The following is a 14,520-nucleotide window of genomic DNA, read 5'->3' as shown; positions in this document are numbered from 1 at the left end:
GAATGGGGCGCTTTTTTGTTCGCGCAGGGCATGGCCCTTGCGCATCGTTTGCGTTCCACCGCCGCCGCGCCGCGCTTGATTTTGTTTTTGCGTGTGCGCGCGGCCTGCGGCATCGGGCGCGGTCACAGGAGACGTTCACACATGACTTACCAGCACATCAAGGTGCCTGCCGAGGGCCAGAAAATCACCGTCAATGCCGACAACTCGCTGAATGTGCCGGACAACCCCATCATCCCCTACATCGAGGGCGACGGCACCGGCATGGACATCACCCCGGTGATGATCAAGGTGGTGGACGCAGCCGTGGCAAAGGCCTACGGCGGCAAGCGCAAGATCCACTGGATGGAGGTGTACGCCGGCGAAAAATCCACCAAGGTCTATGGCCCGGACGTCTGGCTGCCCGACGAAACCCTGGAGGCCGTGCGCGACTACGTGGTCTCCATCAAGGGCCCGCTGACCACGCCCGTGGGCGGCGGCATCCGCAGCCTGAACGTGGCGCTGCGCCAGCAGCTCGATCTGTACGTCTGCCTGCGCCCGGTGCAGTACTTTGCCGGCGTGCCCTCGCCCGTGAAGGAGCCGCACAAGACCGACATGGTGATCTTCCGTGAGAACAGCGAAGACATCTACGCCGGTATCGAGTTCGAGGCCGAGAGCGACAAGGCCAAGAAGCTCATCAAAATCCTGCAGGACGACTTTGGCGTCAACAAGATCCGCTTCCCCGAGACCTCGGGCATCGGCGTCAAGCCCGTCTCGCGCGAGGGCACCGAGCGCCTGGTGCGCAAGGCCATCCAGTACGCCATCGACAACGACAAGCCCAGCGTCACCCTGGTGCACAAGGGCAACATCATGAAGTTCACCGAAGGGGGCTTCCGCGACTGGGGCTATGCCCTGGCCAAGAAGGAGTTTGGCGGCGAGGAGATCGACGGCGGCCCATGGCTGAAGGTCAAGAACCCCAAGACCGGCAAGGACATCGTCATCAAGGACAGCATTGCCGACGCCTTCCTGCAGCAAATCCTGCTGCGCCCGGCCGAGTACAGCGTGATCGCCACGCTCAACCTCAACGGTGACTACATCTCCGACGCGCTGGCCGCGCAGGTCGGCGGCATCGGCATCGCCCCGGGCGCCAACCTCTCGGACACCGTGGCCATGTTCGAGGCCACGCACGGCACCGCGCCCAAGTACGCCGGCAAGGACTACGTCAACCCCGGCAGCGAAATCCTCAGCGCCGAAATGATGCTGCGCCACATGGGCTGGACCGAGGCCGCCGACATCATCATCAGCGCCATGGGTAAGGCCATCTCCAGCAAGAAAGTCACCTACGACTTCGCCCGCCTGATGGAAGGCGCCACCCAGGTCAGCTGCTCGGGCTTTGGCCAGGTGATGATCGATCACATGTGATCGGCAGGGCCGCGCGCAGCTGGCGCGGCGGCCTAGATCGTGACGGCCGGGGCAGCCCGGCCATGTAAAACCCCCGCACTGGCGCATGCCAGGCGGGGGTTTTGTCGTGTGGTGCACAGCGTTTAGTGTGTTGGTGATGGCCTGGGGCGATGCTCTTGCTCAATCGGCTCGCTCGATGCCGTAGAAGGTGATGGGGTGAGCCTGCTCCTCGAACAGAATGACCGAGGCATCGACCCCCAGGGATTGGATGTTCGCCATGATTTTTTCCCGATGCCGCAGCGGCGCGCGGATGGCGACCCGGTTGCTTTTCTCGTCGACGTAGCTGCTGTAAATGGCCAGCTCGTCGTGCGGGTCGCTGCTGCCCATGGCATCCATGATGACGTCCTGCATCGCAGTCAATTGCTTGACGCTGCGCGCGACCTGCACGACCACGGCGCCGTGCTTGAGCCACTTTCGATCAATGGCTTTGCCGTTGGCGACTGCGATGACGGGATAGACCTTGCCGTATGGGTTGAATTCCAGCCACAGCCCGCCGAAATCGTCCCCAAGGTCAGCCCGGATGGCGTCGTAGTCCTTGTAGATTTCCTTGGAAAGTCGAATGTTTTCCTCGTCATCCATGGGGTGGTATGGCACTTCGGCCATGGCTTCTTCGAGCGTCAAAAAGCGAGTGTGGTTGGGCGCGCCAGTCTGAGGCTGCGCGGCGCTGGAAATCAGCAGAAAGAGCAATGCGAGCGATGCTTTTTTCATCTCAGATCCCCAGTGAGGTGGAAGGCAAATGAGAGGCATGCTTGCGATTTTGCGCGCTCAAGTCAAGAGCGCGCTCACATCCTGCCTGGCAGCCAGGTGACGATGGCCGGGAAGAACCAGAGGATGGTCAGGGCCAGCGCCATCAGCAGGAAGTAGGGCGCGCAGGCCTTGCCGATGGTGGTGATTTGCTTGCCGGTCATGCCTTGCAGCACGAACAGGTTGAAGCCCACGGGCGGGGTGATCTGGGCGGTTTCGACGGTGATGACCAGGAAGATGCCGAACCACAGCGGGTCGATGCCGGCGGCCTGGATGATGGGCAGCACCACGGCCATGGTGAGCACGATGGTGGAGATGCCGTCCAGAAAGCAGCCGATGAGGATGTAGAACAGGCCCAGCACGAGGATCAGCATGCCTGGCGACAGGCCCAGGCCGCCGACGTACTCGGCCAGCTGGCGCGGCAGGCCGATGTAGCCCATGGCCAGGGTCATGAAGGAGGCGCCGGCCAGGATCAGCGCGATCATGCAGTACAGCCGCGTGGCGCCCAGCAGGGCGTCGCGGAAGGTGCGCCAATTGAGCGCGCCCTGCAGGGCCGAGAGAATGAGCGCGCCGAGCACGCCCACGGCGGCGGCCTCGGTGGCGGTGGCGATGCCGCTGTAGATGCTGGCGATGACGCTGAGGATGAGCAGCACCACGGGGATGAGGTGGCGCGATTGGCGCAGCTTGTGCGCCAGGCTGCTGGGCCCATCGGCGCGCGGCACGCGCCCTGGGTGGCGCAGCGCCCAGAGCATGATCCAGCCGGAGAACAGCGCCGCCAGCAGCAGGCCGGGCAGCACGCCGGCCATGAACAGCCGGGCGATGGAGACGTCGGCGGCCACGCCATAGACGATGAGGATGATCGAGGGCGGGATCAGCAGGCCGAGCGTGGCCGGCCCGCCCAGCGAGCCGATGATTTGCATCTCCGGGTAGCCACGGCGGCGCAGCTCGGGGATGTTCATCTTGCCGACGGTGGCGCAGGTGGCGGCCGAGGAGCCCGAGACCGAGGCGAAGATGGTGCAGCCGATGACGTTGGTGTGCAGCAGCCGCCCGGGCAGGCGCTCGACCCAGGGGGCCAGGCCGCGGAACATGTTTTCCGAGAGGTTGGTGCGGTAGAGGATTTCGCCCATCCAGACGAACAGCGGCAAGGCGGTGAGCGTCCAGCTGCTCGATGAGCCCCAGATGGTCAGCGCCATGGCGTCGCCCGCGGGGCGGCCGCTGAGCACCTGCATGCCGAACCAGGCCACGCCGGCGAGCGTGAGCCCGACCCAGACGCCGCCGGCCAGCAGCGCAAACAGCACGGTCAGCAGCGTGATGCTGGCGGCGATTTCACTCATGGTGGCGCTCCTCCTGCAGGCTGGCTGGGCGGCTTTGGCCGCGCAGCGCCAGCAGCAGCTCGTCGATGAAGGCGATGCTCAGCACCAGCGTGCCCGCGGCCATGAGCAGCTGCGGGATCCACATCGGCGTGGCGTCGCTGGCGGTGGAGATGTCGTTGAACTGGTAGGACTGCCACACCAGCCGCGCGGAGTAATAGGCCAGAAAGGCCGAGAGCAGGCTGGCGATGGCCAGCGCGGCAATTTCCAGCGCGCGCCGCGCGCGGCCGCGCAGCATGCCCAGCACCAGCGTGACGCGGATGTGCTCGCCGCTTTTGAGCGTGCCGGCCAGGGCCAGAAAGCCGGCGCCGGCCATGGCGTAGCCGGCATAGGCATCGCTGCCGGCGGCGGAAAAGCCCAGCAGGCGGCTGGCGATGCTCAGCAGCACCATGAGCAGCACGCCGATCATGGACAGGCCAGCCAGCCACAGGCTGGCGGCGTAGAGGGCATCGAGTGTCTTGCGCATGGCCTTGGCTTGGGGGTGTGGGTGGGAAGAAATGAGGAGGAGGGCAAAACGCTGCGCCCGGCAGACTGGGCGCATCTGGTGGGCGCACCCGGGCGGCAGGGCAAGGCCAGACGCGGGCGATCAGGCGCAGCGTTTTGCCAAGGGCATTGCCCTCTCACTGGCTGTATTGAGGGCGAGGGGGCGATGCTCAGGCCTTGGGTTACTGGCCTTTCTTGTAGGCGTCCAGCAGGGTCTGGCCGTCCGCGCCGGCGCTCTTGAGCCACTCGGCCTGCATGGTCTCGCCCACCTTGGCCAGATCGGCCTTGAGCTGGGCGCTGGGTTCGAGCACTTGCATGCCTTCTTGCTTGAGCTTGTCCAGGGATTGCTGCGTGACCTCCTTGGAGCGCGCCCAGCCGCGCTCCTCGGCGGCGGCGGCGGCCTTTTTCACGGCCTCTTGCGCAGCGGCGTCCAGGCCCTTGAAGGCGCGTGCATTGGCCACGACGATGTTCTTGGGCAGCCAGGCCTGCACGTCGTAGTAGTACTTCATGCTCTCGTAGAGCTTTTTGTCGGTGCCGGTGGAGCCCGAGGTCATCAGCGTCTCGACCGCGCCGGTGGCCAGGGCCTGCGAGAGCTCGGCCTCCTGGATGGTCACCGGCTGCGCGCCGACCAGCTCGGCAATGCGCGAGGTGGCCGGGCTGTAGGCGCGCATCTTCATGCCCTTGAGTTCGGCGGCCGATTCGATGGGCTTTTTCGAGAACAGGCCCTGCGGCGGCCAGGGCACGGCGTACAGCAGCACCATGCCTTGCTCGCCGAGCTTTTTCTCCAGCAACGGCTTTTGCGCCTGGTACAGCTGCTGGGCTTGCTCATAGCTGGTGGCCAGGAAGGGCAGGCCATCGGCGCCAAACAGCGGCCACTCGTTCTGGTGGCCCACGAGCAGGAACTCACCGGCCTGCACCTGGCCGCCCTGCAGCGCGCGCTTGATCTCTGGGCCCTTGAACAGCGAGGCGCCGGGGTGCGGCGTGATGCGCAGCTGCCCGCCAGTGGCGCTTTCCACGTCCTTGGCGAACTGGGCGATGTTTTCCGAGTGGAAGTTGAAAGCCGGGTAGGGCGAGGGCAGATCCCACTTGGTCTGGGCCTGGGCGGGAAGAGCTGCAAGGGCGCTGCTGAGCACGGCAGCGGCGGCAATGAAGGAACGGCGTTGCATGGACAAGGCTCCTGACTGGTTGGGCAAGGGGGGGCGGCGGGCTATCCCCCTGGGGGTTGGCAAAAAACAGGCCTGTGTCGTGCCGCCGGCGGCCTGTGCGTGGTTGAAATTCCGACTGGTTGTTGATCTAATGGCCAAGATTGTTCAACAATGTGCATCCTACTCTGCTTTGGTCTGTCATTCTGTCCCGTAGATTCCCCAATGCCTGCCGATGCGGCGCTGGCATCGCTTCAAAGACTGCAGCGCCCGTACACGGCCAGCACCATGCGTTCGGATTGCACCAGGTACTCCTGCAGCATCTGCGCCGCAGCGGCGGGCTGGCCGTCCTCGAAGCGCTGCAGGATTTGCGCGTTCTGCTCCACGTAGGGCGCGTGCAGGTACTGCTCATCGTCCAGCAGGCCAAAGGCCAGGCGCAATTCGGCGGCGACGTTGGCAAACAGGCTCGAGAGCCGCTGGCTGTCGGCCAGCGCCACGATGGCAGCGTGAAAGGCCATGTTGGCCGTGCCGGCGGCCTGCCAGTCGCCGGCATCGCGCGCCTGGCGGGCCCGCTGCAACGCCTGGCACATCAGCTGGTGCGCCGGGTGGCGCGGCCAGGCCTGGGCCAGCGCCGGGCACTCGATGAAGCGGCGCACGCGGTAGATGTCGATGATGTCGGCCATGCGCGGCACCGCCACCGAGACGCCGCGATTGGGCGCGTGGTGCAGCAGCCCCTCCTTGGTGAGGATGCGGAACACCTCGCGCAGCGTGTTGCGCGAGATGTCCAGCTGCTCACACATGGCGGCCTCCGACAGGTGCTGCCCGGCGCGCAGCTGGCCGCAGATGAGCTGCTGGCGGATGACGTCGGCCACGGTCTCGGTCAGGCTGGGCGCGGCGGGGTGGTCGGAGGTCGTGCTGGACAAAGTGGTCGAGCGGGGCATATCGGGGCAGGGCGGTCAGTAGCGGCGCAGTCAGTGGCGGCAGTCAATGGCAGCGCGCAATCATATCGACAGGAGAAGTGCATGGACTTGAACAGCGACCTCGGCGAGGGCTTTGGCGCCTGGCGCATGGGCGATGACGAGCAGATGCTGCGCATCGTCACCAGCGCCAATGTGGCCTGCGGTTTTCACGCCGGTGACCCGGCCGGCATCTTGCAGACGCTGCGCCTGGCCGCCGCCCAGGGCGTGGCCATTGGCGCGCACGTGGCCTACCCCGATCTGGTGGGTTTTGGGCGGCGCAACATGAGCCCCAGCAGCCGCGAGCTGGTGGCCGACGTGATCTACCAGATCGGCGCCTTGCAGGGCCTGGCGCGCGCCGCAGGCACCTGCGTGCGCTACGTCAAGCCCCACGGCGCGCTGTACAACACCATCGCGCACGATCGGCGCCAGGCCGAGGACGTGATCGAGGCCATGCTGGCCGTGGACCCGCAACTGGTGCTGATGGGCCTGGCCGGCTCGCCGCTGCTGGGCTGGGCCCAGGCGCGCGGCCTGCGCACCGTGGCGGAAATCTTTGCCGACCGCGCCTACACCGCGCAGGGCACGCTGGTGCCGCGTGGCACGCCCGGCGCGGTGCTGCACGATGCGCAGCAGGCGGCGCAGCGCATGCTCGATTGGGTGCACACCGGCTGCCTGCCCAGCATCGACGGCCAGCGCATCCGCCTGCAGGCCGACTCCATCTGCGTGCATGGCGACAGCCCGGCGGCCGTGGCCATGGCGCAGCAACTGCGCCAACAGCTGCAGGCCGCTGGCGTGGCGCTGCAGCCGTTCGCGCCGCTGCCTGGCGAGCTGGCTGCCAAGCCCGCCGACGCTGCCGCAGCCGCGGCCGCGCCCATTGCCGGGGGCGCGGCGTGATGCACTGGCGCGCACTGCCTGCGGGCGATCAGGCCCTGCTGCTGGAGCTGGAGGATCTGCCCCAGACCCTGGCGCTGCTGGCGCGACTGCAGGCCGCCCAGGCGCAGGGCCTGCTGCCCGGCCTGGGCGAGATGGTGCCGGCGGCGCACACGCTGTTGCTGGAGTTCGACCCGCACCAATGCACGGCGGCGCAGCTGCTGGCGCGCGTAAAGCCGTTGCTGCAGCCGCTGCCGCAGCCGCCCGGGGCGCAGCCGCTGCAAGGGGCGCAGGAGGGTGCGGCGCGCTGCGTGCCCATCCCGGTGCGCTACGACGGCGAAGATCTGGACGCCCTGGCCGAGCTGCTGGGGCTGAGCCGCCGCGAGCTCATCGAGCGCCACACCGGCTGCGACTATCTGGCCGCCTTTGCCGGCTTTGCGCCGGGCTTCGTCTACCTGGCAGGCGGCCATGATTGCTTTGCGCAAGTGCCGCGCCGCGCCACGCCGCGCACCCGCGTGCCGGCCGGGGCCGTGGCGCTGGCCGGGCACTTCAGCGCCATCTACCCCAAGGCCAGCCCGGGCGGCTGGCAGCTCATCGGCAGCACGCCCTGCGTGATGTGGGATTTGCAGCGCCCCGAGCCGGCGCTGATCCAGCCCGGCTGGCGCGTGCGCTTTCACGACCTGGAGCGCCCCGGCGCCAGCATCAGCTTGCCGCCCGCGCCGCCCGCTGCGTCCCTGGCACCCCCGGCGCCAGCGCAGCAAGCACCGATTGCGCCGCCGCCCCAGCCTGGCGCCTGCCTGGAGGTGCGCTCGCCCGGCCTGCAAACGCTGCTGCAAGATGGCGGTCGCTCGGGCCAGACGGCCCTGGGCGTGGGGCGCAGCGGCGCGCTCGATGGCTGGGCCATGCGCGCAGCCAACCGCTGCGTGGGCAACCCGCCGGGCACGCCCGTGCTGGAAAACCTGCTGGGCCAGCTGGCGCTGGTGGCCACCGGGCCTGCCGTGCTGGCCGTCACCGGGGCCGACGTGCCGCTGCGCATCCGCAGCGCCGATGGCCGCAGCCGCCAGGCCGCCACCGGCTGCGCGCTGGCCCTGAATGTGGGCGATGAGCTGCAGCTTGGCAGCCCGCGCGCCGGCGCGCGTTGCTACGTGGCCGTGCGCGGCGGCCTGCAGGCGCCGCTGGTGCTGGGCAGCGCCGCCACCGACACGCTGGCTGGCATCGGCCCCGAGCCGCTGGCCGCCGGCGCGCGCCTGCCGCTCTTGCCAGCGGGCGCGCTGGGGCCCTTGCAAGCCGTTGATGCCGATGGCCTGGCCTGGGGCGCGGCGGCCCGCGCGCTGCCGCAGCCCGGCCAGACCGTGGCGCTGGACGTGCTGCCCGGCCCGCGAGCCGACTGGTTCGGCCCCGAGGCCCTGCAGCTGCTGCAGGGCCAGCCCTGGCAGGTCACGCCGCAGTCCAACCGCGTGGGCATGCGCCTGGCCGGGGCGAAGCCCTTGCAGCGCGCGCCGCAATGGGCCGGGCAAGAGTTGCCCAGCGAGGCCACCGTGGCTGGCGCGCTGCAGGTGCCCGCCAGCGGCCAGCCGGTGCTGTTTTTGGCCGATCATCCGCTCACCGGCGGCTACCCGGTGCTGGCCGTGCTGGCCAGCCACCATCTGGACCTGGCGGCGCAAATCCCCGCCGATGTCCAGCTGCGCTTTCGCCCCATAGGCCGCTGGCCGCAGGGCGACGCGGCCTTGCCCGCAGCGCAGGCCGACGCTGCCACCTCCATAACCACCACCATGAAAGAACCCCCGCGATGATTCGCAAGGTCCTGATCGCCAACCGAGGCGAGATCGCCGTGCGCGTGGCGCGCGCCTGCGCCGACTACGGCGTGCAGTCCGTGGCCGTTTATGCCGACGCCGATGCCGACGCGCTGCACGTGCGCCTGGCCGACGAAGCCTGGGCGCTGCCCGGCCAGAGTCCGGCCGAAACCTATCTGAACATTGACCAGCTGCTGGACGTGGCGCGGCGCAGTGGCGCCGATGCCGTGCACCCGGGCTACGGCTTCTTGTCCGAGCGCGCCGAATTTGCGCGCGCCGTGCTGCAGGCCGGGCTGGTGTGGATCGGCCCGCGGCCCGAGACCATCGAGGCGCTGGGCGACAAGGTCGCGGCGCGGCGCATCGCCCGCCAGGTCGGCGCGCCGCTGGCCGCCGGCAGCGATGGCCCGGTGTACAGCGCCCAGCAGGTGCTGGACTTTGCCCGCCAGCACGGCCTGCCCATCGCCATCAAGGCGGCCTTTGGCGGCGGCGGGCGCGGCCTGAAGATCGCCTGGCGCATGGAGGAAGTGGCCGAGCTGTACGAATCGGCCGTGCGCGAGGCCACGGCCGCCTTTGGCCGGGGCGAGTGCTTCGTCGAGCAATTCCTGCACCAGCCGCGCCACATCGAGGCCCAGGTGCTGGCCGATGCGCACGGCCAGGTCGTGGTGCTGGGCACGCGCGATTGCTCGCTGCAGCGGCGCAACCAAAAGCTGGTCGAGGAAGCGCCCGCGCCTTTCCTCAGCGATGCGCAGCGCCAGCAAATCCACAGCGCCGCGCAGGCCATCTGCCAGGCCGCGGGCTACGTGGGCGCGGGTACGGTGGAGTTCTTGCTCGGCCAGGGCGGGCAGCTGTCCTTCCTGGAGGTCAACACTCGCTTGCAGGTCGAGCACCCGGTGACTGAGGAAACCACCGGCCTGGACCTGGTGCTGGAGCAGTTGCGCATTGCCGACGGCCTGCCGCTGGCCATTACGCACACGCCCGAGCCGCGTGGCCACAGCATGGAATTTCGCATCAACGCCGAGGATGTGGCGCGCGGCTACCTGCCCACGCCGGGCACCATCGCCATGTTCGAGGCCCCGGGCGGCCCGGGCGTGCGCCTCGATGCCGGGGTGCAGGCCGGCTCGCCCGTGCCGGGCCAGTTCGATTCGCTGATTGCCAAGCTCATCGTCAGCGGCAGCAGCCGCGCTCAGGTGCTGGCGCGCGCGCGCCGCGCGCTGCGCGAGTTTCGCATTGAGGGGGTGGCCAGCACGCTGCCCTTTCACCAGGCGGTGCTGCAGGAGCCGGACTTCACCGCCGAGCACAGCCCCTTTGCTGTGCACACGCGCTGGATCGAAACCCAGTTCAAGGCCCCCTGGCCCATGGCCGAACGCCCCGAGCCGCCCGCGCCGGCGATGCAGCGCAGCTTTATCGAGATCGACGGGCGGCGCGTGGCGCTGGGCCTGCCAGCGCACTGGCTGGGCGCGGCCGCCGCGCAAAGCCTGGCTGCCGCCAGCGGCCAGCCGCTGCAGCAGCTGCAGCAGGCGGCAGAAGCCCCGGCCACGGCCGCACAGGACCGGATGCTGCTGGCCCCGCTGACGGGCACCTTGCTGCGTTGGCTGGTGGCCGATGGCCAGGCCGTGCAGGCCGGCGAGGTGGTGGCCGTGATGGAGGCCATGAAGATGGAAGCGCCAATCACCGCCCCGGCCGCCGGCATGCTGCGCCTGCACGCCCAGCAGGGCAGCAGCGTGGCTGCGGGCGGTTTGCTGGCGGTGCTGGAGTGATGGGCGTGTTGCCTGCTTTGGGGGCATGCACAGGCCAAAGAGGATGGCGCCCAGTAGCTGCGGCCTGCACGGGCGTTGCGTGCCGGGGCCGGGATGTGCGCCCGGCGGCGCACCTCCTTTTCTTGTCTCGCCAAGAAAAGGAGGCAAAAGAAGGCGACCCCACTGCCCGCGACCCCGGCGCTTTGCGCCGGGGCGACCTGTGCCGCTGGCCTGCCAGGGCGGGTGCTGCGGAAACTCGCTGCGCGGCTGCGCCGCTACGCTCAAACAGCCGCAGCGAAATTTGATTTTTGGAAGCAGGCCCACTGTGTGTGGGCCTGCCCGCCCTGGCAGGCCAGCGGCACAGGCGCAGGCAGAAGGGGGGCTCTGCCCGGGCCATCGCTGCGCTCGGCCCTTGGGTGGGCGCTTTGCGCCCACTGCTTCGCGCCACTGGTTGCCGCACACCTCGACATCACAGGGCTTGGCTGGGTGGGCAGGCTCTCACAACGACAGCACGATCTTGTCGCCCACGGCGCGGGAGCAGCAGGCCATCATGCGGGTGTTGGCGGCGCGTTCGGTTTTGGTCAGCACCTTGTCGCGGTGGTCGATCTGGCCTTGGGCAACGGCCACTTCGCAGGTGCCGCACAGGCCCTCGCCGCAGTCGCAAGGGATGTCGAAGCCCGCAGCCTGAAGGGCCTGCAGCAGGGTCTGGTCGGCGGCCACGGGGATGTCCAGGCCCGAATCCTTGAGGTGGGCCGTGAAGCCGTGCTCCTTGGCGGGGTCGAGCACGGCGCTGTCGGTGTGGAAATGCTCGAAATGCAGCACGCCTTCGGGCCAGTCCTCGGCCATGGTTTCCAGCGCCTCGATCAGCCGCGCCGGGCCGCAGGCGTAGACGCGGGTGTCGGCGTCCACGTCGGCCAGCAGCGCGGCCAGGTCCATGCGCTGGCCCTGGTCCTTGGCGTAAAGCCGCAGCGCCGCAGCGTGATCGCGCTCAAGCCGCGCCAGCAGCGCCATGTGCGCGCGCGAGCGCGCGGCGTAGTGCAGGGTGTAGGGCTTGCCCAGGGCCTTGAGGCGGTCGGCCATGGCCATCATGGGCGTGATGCCGATGCCGCCGGCGATGAGCACGAAGCGCTGGCCGCCCTCGTCGAGCCGGAACAGGTTTTTCGGCCCGGACAGTTGCAGCTGGCTGCCCGGCTGCAGCGTGTCGCAGAAAAAGCGCGAGCCGCCGCGGCCTTCGTCCTCGCGCTGCACGACGACCTGCAGGGTGTCGCACGCGCCGCTCGGGTTGTTCTGGTCGTTCGGGCCGGCCGGGCCGCACAGCGAGTATTTGCGGCGAAAGCCGCCGGCGATCAGGTCCACGTGGGCGCCGGCGCTCCAGGCCGGCAGCGGCTCGCCCGTGGCGCTGGCCAGCACCAGGCGCCACAGGCCCTGGCCTTCCTGGTGCTTTTCGCGCACCACGACGGGGCGGGCGATGCTGTCCTTGGCGGGCGGGCCGATGTAGAACGGCGCGGGCTCGGGCAGGGTTTGCGCCAGGCGCTCGGGGTTGCGCGCCGGATCCCACTGAACCCACAGCGCGTCGGGGCCGCGAAACGAGGTGTTGGGCAGGTAGCTGGGCGTCTGGCCGGGCACCAGGCGCATGTGCGGCAGGCGGCGAACGAACTCTTCGAGGAAGACGCGCATTTGCATGCGGCCGATGTTCTTGCCCATGCACTGGTGCGCGCCGTAGCCAAAGCTCAGGTGCTCGACGGCGGCCTCGCGGTACAGATCGACCTCGCCAGGGTTTTCGAAGTGGCGCGGGTCGAAGTTGGCCGAGGCCTGCAGCAGCAGCAGTTTGCCGCCCTTGGGGATGGGCACGCCGCCGACGACGGCATCGGCCGTGGCCACGCGCCGCCAGGCGATGATGGAGCCGGCCACGCGCAGGCATTCCTCGACGGCGTTGGGGATCAGCGCCGGGTTGTCGCACAGGGCCTGCCAGGCGCTGCGCTGCGTGAGCAGCGTCATGAAGGCGTTGGCCGTGGCGTTGGAGGTGGTCTCGTGCGCGGCGGCCAGGATGGCCATCATCATCGAGCGCAGGTAGGACATGGGCACCACGTCCGGGTGCTTGCGGTGCTGGGCGATGGTTTCGTACATCCAGCCCTGGCCCTGGCCTTCGGGCTGGGCCAGCATGTCGTCGAGGATGCGCTGCGCCGTGGCCCAGAACTGGCCGACGTTTTCGGCGATGTCGATTTGCTCCTGCGGCGTGGGCCGGCCCCAGGTGTTGAGCGTGTGCGCGGCGGCAAATTGCTGCAGCTGCTGCACGCCCTCGTCGGACACGCCCAGGAACTTCAGCGCCACGGCCAGCGGGATTTCATAGAACATCTCGCCCACCAGGTCGGCGCGGCCCTTGTCGATGAAGCGGTCCATGTACTGGCGCGCCAGCGCGCGCACCATGGGCTCGAAATGGATCAGCCGCTCGGGCAGGAAGGCGTCGAGCAGCAGGCGGCGGCGCTCCATGTGGTCGGGCTCGTCCTCGTTGACCATGGTGCGGCTCATGGCGTAGCCATAGCGCTGCAAGATGGCGCTGACCTCGGGCGTGGGCGGGGTGATCTTCTCCAGCGCGTTGGCCGGCGAGAACAGCAGGTTGTCGCGGAACACGGCCTTGACGTCCGCATAGCGCGTGACCACCCAGTAGCCCAGCTGGGGGCTCCAGAACACGGGCTCTTGCTCGCGGGCCCAGCGCACGTAATCGGCCGGGTGCTGCTGGTAGGCGGCGCTGAAGGGGTCGAACTGTGCGGCCTGGGCGCTGACGGGGCAGCCATTGGGCGCCAGCGCGGCGGCGCTGGCGGCGCCGCTCAATGGGCAGCCTGCGGCCGCCTGGGTGTGGGAGGGGCTGGGCATGGGGCAGAGGTCGTGGGGCGTTGTCGTGTTCTCGGGGGCGCGGTGGCCGGCCATGCGGTCAGCCACCGCGCCCACTGCGCATCAGTCCAGCGCGATGCCCAACTCGCGGATCAGCCGGTGCCAGCGCGTGGTCTCGCTTTCCAGCAAGGCGGCGTACTCCTCGGGCGTGTTGCCCACCGGCTCGATGCCGAACTCGATGAGCTTTTTCTCCACCTGCGGCTCGCGGATGGTCTCGACCACGGCGCGGTTGAGCGCGGCGATGGTCTCCTTGGGCGTGGCCGCGGGCACGGCCAGGCCAACCAGCGCGGCGGCCTCCACGCCTGGCAGGCCCAGCTCGGCGAAGGTCGGTACCTCAGGCAGCTGGGCCAGGCGCTGCGAGTGCGCCACGGCCAGCGGGCGCACCTTGCCGCTGCGGATGAAGCCCGCGCCGGCGGCCAGGTCCACCATCATCGCCGGCACCTGGCCGCTGGCCACGTCCGACAGGGCCGGGGCGGCGCCACGGTAGGGCGCGTGCGTCATGTCCAGCTTGGCCTGGGTGCGAAACAGCTCCATGGCCAGGTGGTGCGGGCTGCCCGCGCCGGCCGAGGCGTAGTTGAAGCCATTGGCGCTGCTTTTGACCAGCGCGGTGAACTCGGCCAGGTCCTTGGCGGGCAGCTCGGGCGAGGTCACCAAAATCATTGGGAAGCGCCCCATCAGCGTGACCGGGGCCAGACCCTTGACGTCATAGACCAGCTTTTGGTAGAGCGCGGGGTTGAACACCAGCGTGCCGTTGTCGGCCGAGACCATGGTGTGGCCATCGGCCGCAGCGCGCGCGGCCTCGGACGCGGCAATGCCCGTGTTGCCGCCGGGCTTGTTCTCCACCACCACGGCCTGGTCGATGCGGTTAGAGAGGCTTTGCCCGATGGTGCGGGCCAGGAAGTCCGAGCCGCCGCCGGCCGGGTAGGGCACCAGCCAGCGCAGCGACTGGCTGGGCCAGTCAGCGGCGGCCGAGGGCATCGGCTGAAGCAAGGGGGCGGCCAGGCACAGGGCAGCAAGCAGTTTTTTCATGGTGTTTTTTTCCTTGTGGTGAAGCAGGTGGTGGGGGAAGAGCGCCGGCAGGGCGCTTGGCCCGCAAG

11 protein-coding genes are annotated in these 14,520 nt (G+C 69.1%); 4 read left to right on the top strand and 7 right to left on the bottom strand.

Going from position 1 to position 14,520, the window contains the following annotated elements:
• The first annotated feature begins 141 nt into the window (after nt 1-141).
• Nucleotides 142-1,398 (top strand): NADP-dependent isocitrate dehydrogenase, encoded by a 1,257-nt coding sequence (gene icd / locus CK625_RS07380; protein WP_095539631.1) that lies wholly within the window; start codon nt 142-144, stop codon nt 1,396-1,398.
• Nucleotides 1,399-1,557: 159 nt separating this feature from the next.
• Here the strand turns inward: icd and CK625_RS07375 are convergent, their stop codons facing one another.
• From CK625_RS07375 to CK625_RS07355, 5 genes are all read right to left on the bottom strand, one after another.
• On the bottom strand, nt 1,558-2,145 hold the full coding sequence (locus tag CK625_RS07375; protein ID WP_095539630.1) for a hypothetical protein: 588 nt from the start codon (nt 2,143-2,145) through the stop codon (nt 1,558-1,560).
• Between the two features lie 74 nt (nt 2,146-2,219).
• A complete protein-coding gene (locus CK625_RS07370; protein ID WP_095539629.1) occupies nt 2,220-3,515 on the bottom strand; it encodes a TRAP transporter large permease in 1,296 nt (431 codons plus the stop codon).
• Nucleotides 3,508-4,017: a TRAP transporter small permease gene (locus tag CK625_RS07365; protein ID WP_095539628.1), complete on the bottom strand. Its 510-nt coding sequence runs from the start codon at nt 4,015-4,017 to the stop codon at nt 3,508-3,510. Before CK625_RS07365 ends, CK625_RS07370 begins: the two co-directional genes overlap by 8 nt.
• 199 nt (nt 4,018-4,216) lie before the next feature.
• The gene (locus CK625_RS07360) at nt 4,217-5,200 is read right to left on the bottom strand and encodes a TRAP transporter substrate-binding protein (protein ID WP_095539627.1); all 984 of its coding nucleotides are present in this window, start codon (nt 5,198-5,200) and stop codon (nt 4,217-4,219) included.
• A gap of 230 nt (nt 5,201-5,430) precedes the next feature.
• Nucleotides 5,431-6,117, bottom strand: coding sequence for a GntR family transcriptional regulator (locus CK625_RS07355; RefSeq protein WP_095539626.1), 687 nt, complete (start codon nt 6,115-6,117; stop codon nt 5,431-5,433).
• 81 nt (nt 6,118-6,198) lie between these two features.
• Here CK625_RS07355 and CK625_RS07350 point away from each other — a divergent pair, with 81 nt between their 5' ends.
• Genes CK625_RS07350 through CK625_RS07340 form a run of 3 tightly spaced genes read left to right on the top strand, consistent with a single transcriptional unit; the run spans nt 6,199 to nt 10,552 of the window.
• Nucleotides 6,199-7,026, top strand: coding sequence for a LamB/YcsF family protein (locus CK625_RS07350; protein ID WP_095539625.1), 828 nt, complete (start codon nt 6,199-6,201; stop codon nt 7,024-7,026).
• The gene (locus tag CK625_RS07345; RefSeq protein ID WP_095539624.1) at nt 7,026-8,795 is read left to right on the top strand and encodes a carboxyltransferase domain-containing protein; all 1,770 of its coding nucleotides are present in this window, start codon (nt 7,026-7,028) and stop codon (nt 8,793-8,795) included. The genes CK625_RS07350 and CK625_RS07345 overlap by 1 nt, the downstream gene beginning before the upstream one ends.
• Nucleotides 8,795-10,552 carry an acetyl/propionyl/methylcrotonyl-CoA carboxylase subunit alpha gene (locus CK625_RS07340; RefSeq protein ID WP_095539717.1) on the top strand — a complete coding sequence of 586 codons (1,758 nt, stop codon included), beginning with the start codon at nt 8,795-8,797 and terminating at the stop codon, nt 10,550-10,552. The genes CK625_RS07345 and CK625_RS07340 overlap by 1 nt, the downstream gene beginning before the upstream one ends.
• Nucleotides 10,553-11,029: 477 nt before the next feature.
• Here the strand turns inward: CK625_RS07340 and CK625_RS07335 are convergent, their stop codons facing one another.
• Nucleotides 11,030-13,405, bottom strand: a complete 2,376-nt coding sequence (locus tag CK625_RS07335) for a cytochrome P450/oxidoreductase (protein ID WP_172425114.1) — start codon at nt 13,403-13,405, stop codon at nt 11,030-11,032.
• A gap of 81 nt (nt 13,406-13,486) precedes the next feature.
• Nucleotides 13,487-14,452 carry a Bug family tripartite tricarboxylate transporter substrate binding protein gene (locus CK625_RS07330; protein ID WP_095539622.1) on the bottom strand — a complete coding sequence of 322 codons (966 nt, stop codon included), beginning with the start codon at nt 14,450-14,452 and terminating at the stop codon, nt 13,487-13,489.
• Nucleotides 14,453-14,520 lie beyond the last annotated feature (68 nt).

Origin of the sequence: Vandammella animalimorsus (genome assembly GCF_002285265.1) — a bacterium.
Classification (GTDB): Bacteria; Pseudomonadota; Gammaproteobacteria; order Burkholderiales; family Burkholderiaceae_C; genus Lampropedia.
Note: the sequence above shows the minus strand (reverse complement) of the source record. Positions and strands in the feature narration are given on the sequence as shown.

Bases quoted from the DNA above. Each gene is read 5' to 3' on its own strand.
- icd (WP_095539631.1), top strand. From the start codon at position 142: ATGACTTACCAGCACATCAAGGTGCCTGCCGAGGGCCAGAAAATCACC.
- CK625_RS07375 (WP_095539630.1), bottom strand. From the start codon at position 2,145: ATGAAAAAAGCATCGCTCGCATTGCTCTTTCTGCTGATTTCCAGCGCC.
- CK625_RS07370 (WP_095539629.1), bottom strand. From the start codon at position 3,515: ATGAGTGAAATCGCCGCCAGCATCACGCTGCTGACCGTGCTGTTTGCG.
- CK625_RS07365 (WP_095539628.1), bottom strand. From the start codon at position 4,017: ATGCGCAAGACACTCGATGCCCTCTACGCCGCCAGCCTGTGGCTGGCT.
- CK625_RS07360 (WP_095539627.1), bottom strand. From the start codon at position 5,200: ATGCAACGCCGTTCCTTCATTGCCGCCGCTGCCGTGCTCAGCAGCGCC.
- CK625_RS07355 (WP_095539626.1), bottom strand. From the start codon at position 6,117: ATGCCCCGCTCGACCACTTTGTCCAGCACGACCTCCGACCACCCCGCC.
- CK625_RS07350 (WP_095539625.1), top strand. From the start codon at position 6,199: ATGGACTTGAACAGCGACCTCGGCGAGGGCTTTGGCGCCTGGCGCATG.
- CK625_RS07345 (WP_095539624.1), top strand. From the start codon at position 7,026: ATGCACTGGCGCGCACTGCCTGCGGGCGATCAGGCCCTGCTGCTGGAG.
- CK625_RS07335 (WP_172425114.1), bottom strand. From the start codon at position 13,405: ATGCCCAGCCCCTCCCACACCCAGGCGGCCGCAGGCTGCCCATTGAGC.
- CK625_RS07330 (WP_095539622.1), bottom strand. From the start codon at position 14,452: ATGAAAAAACTGCTTGCTGCCCTGTGCCTGGCCGCCCCCTTGCTTCAG.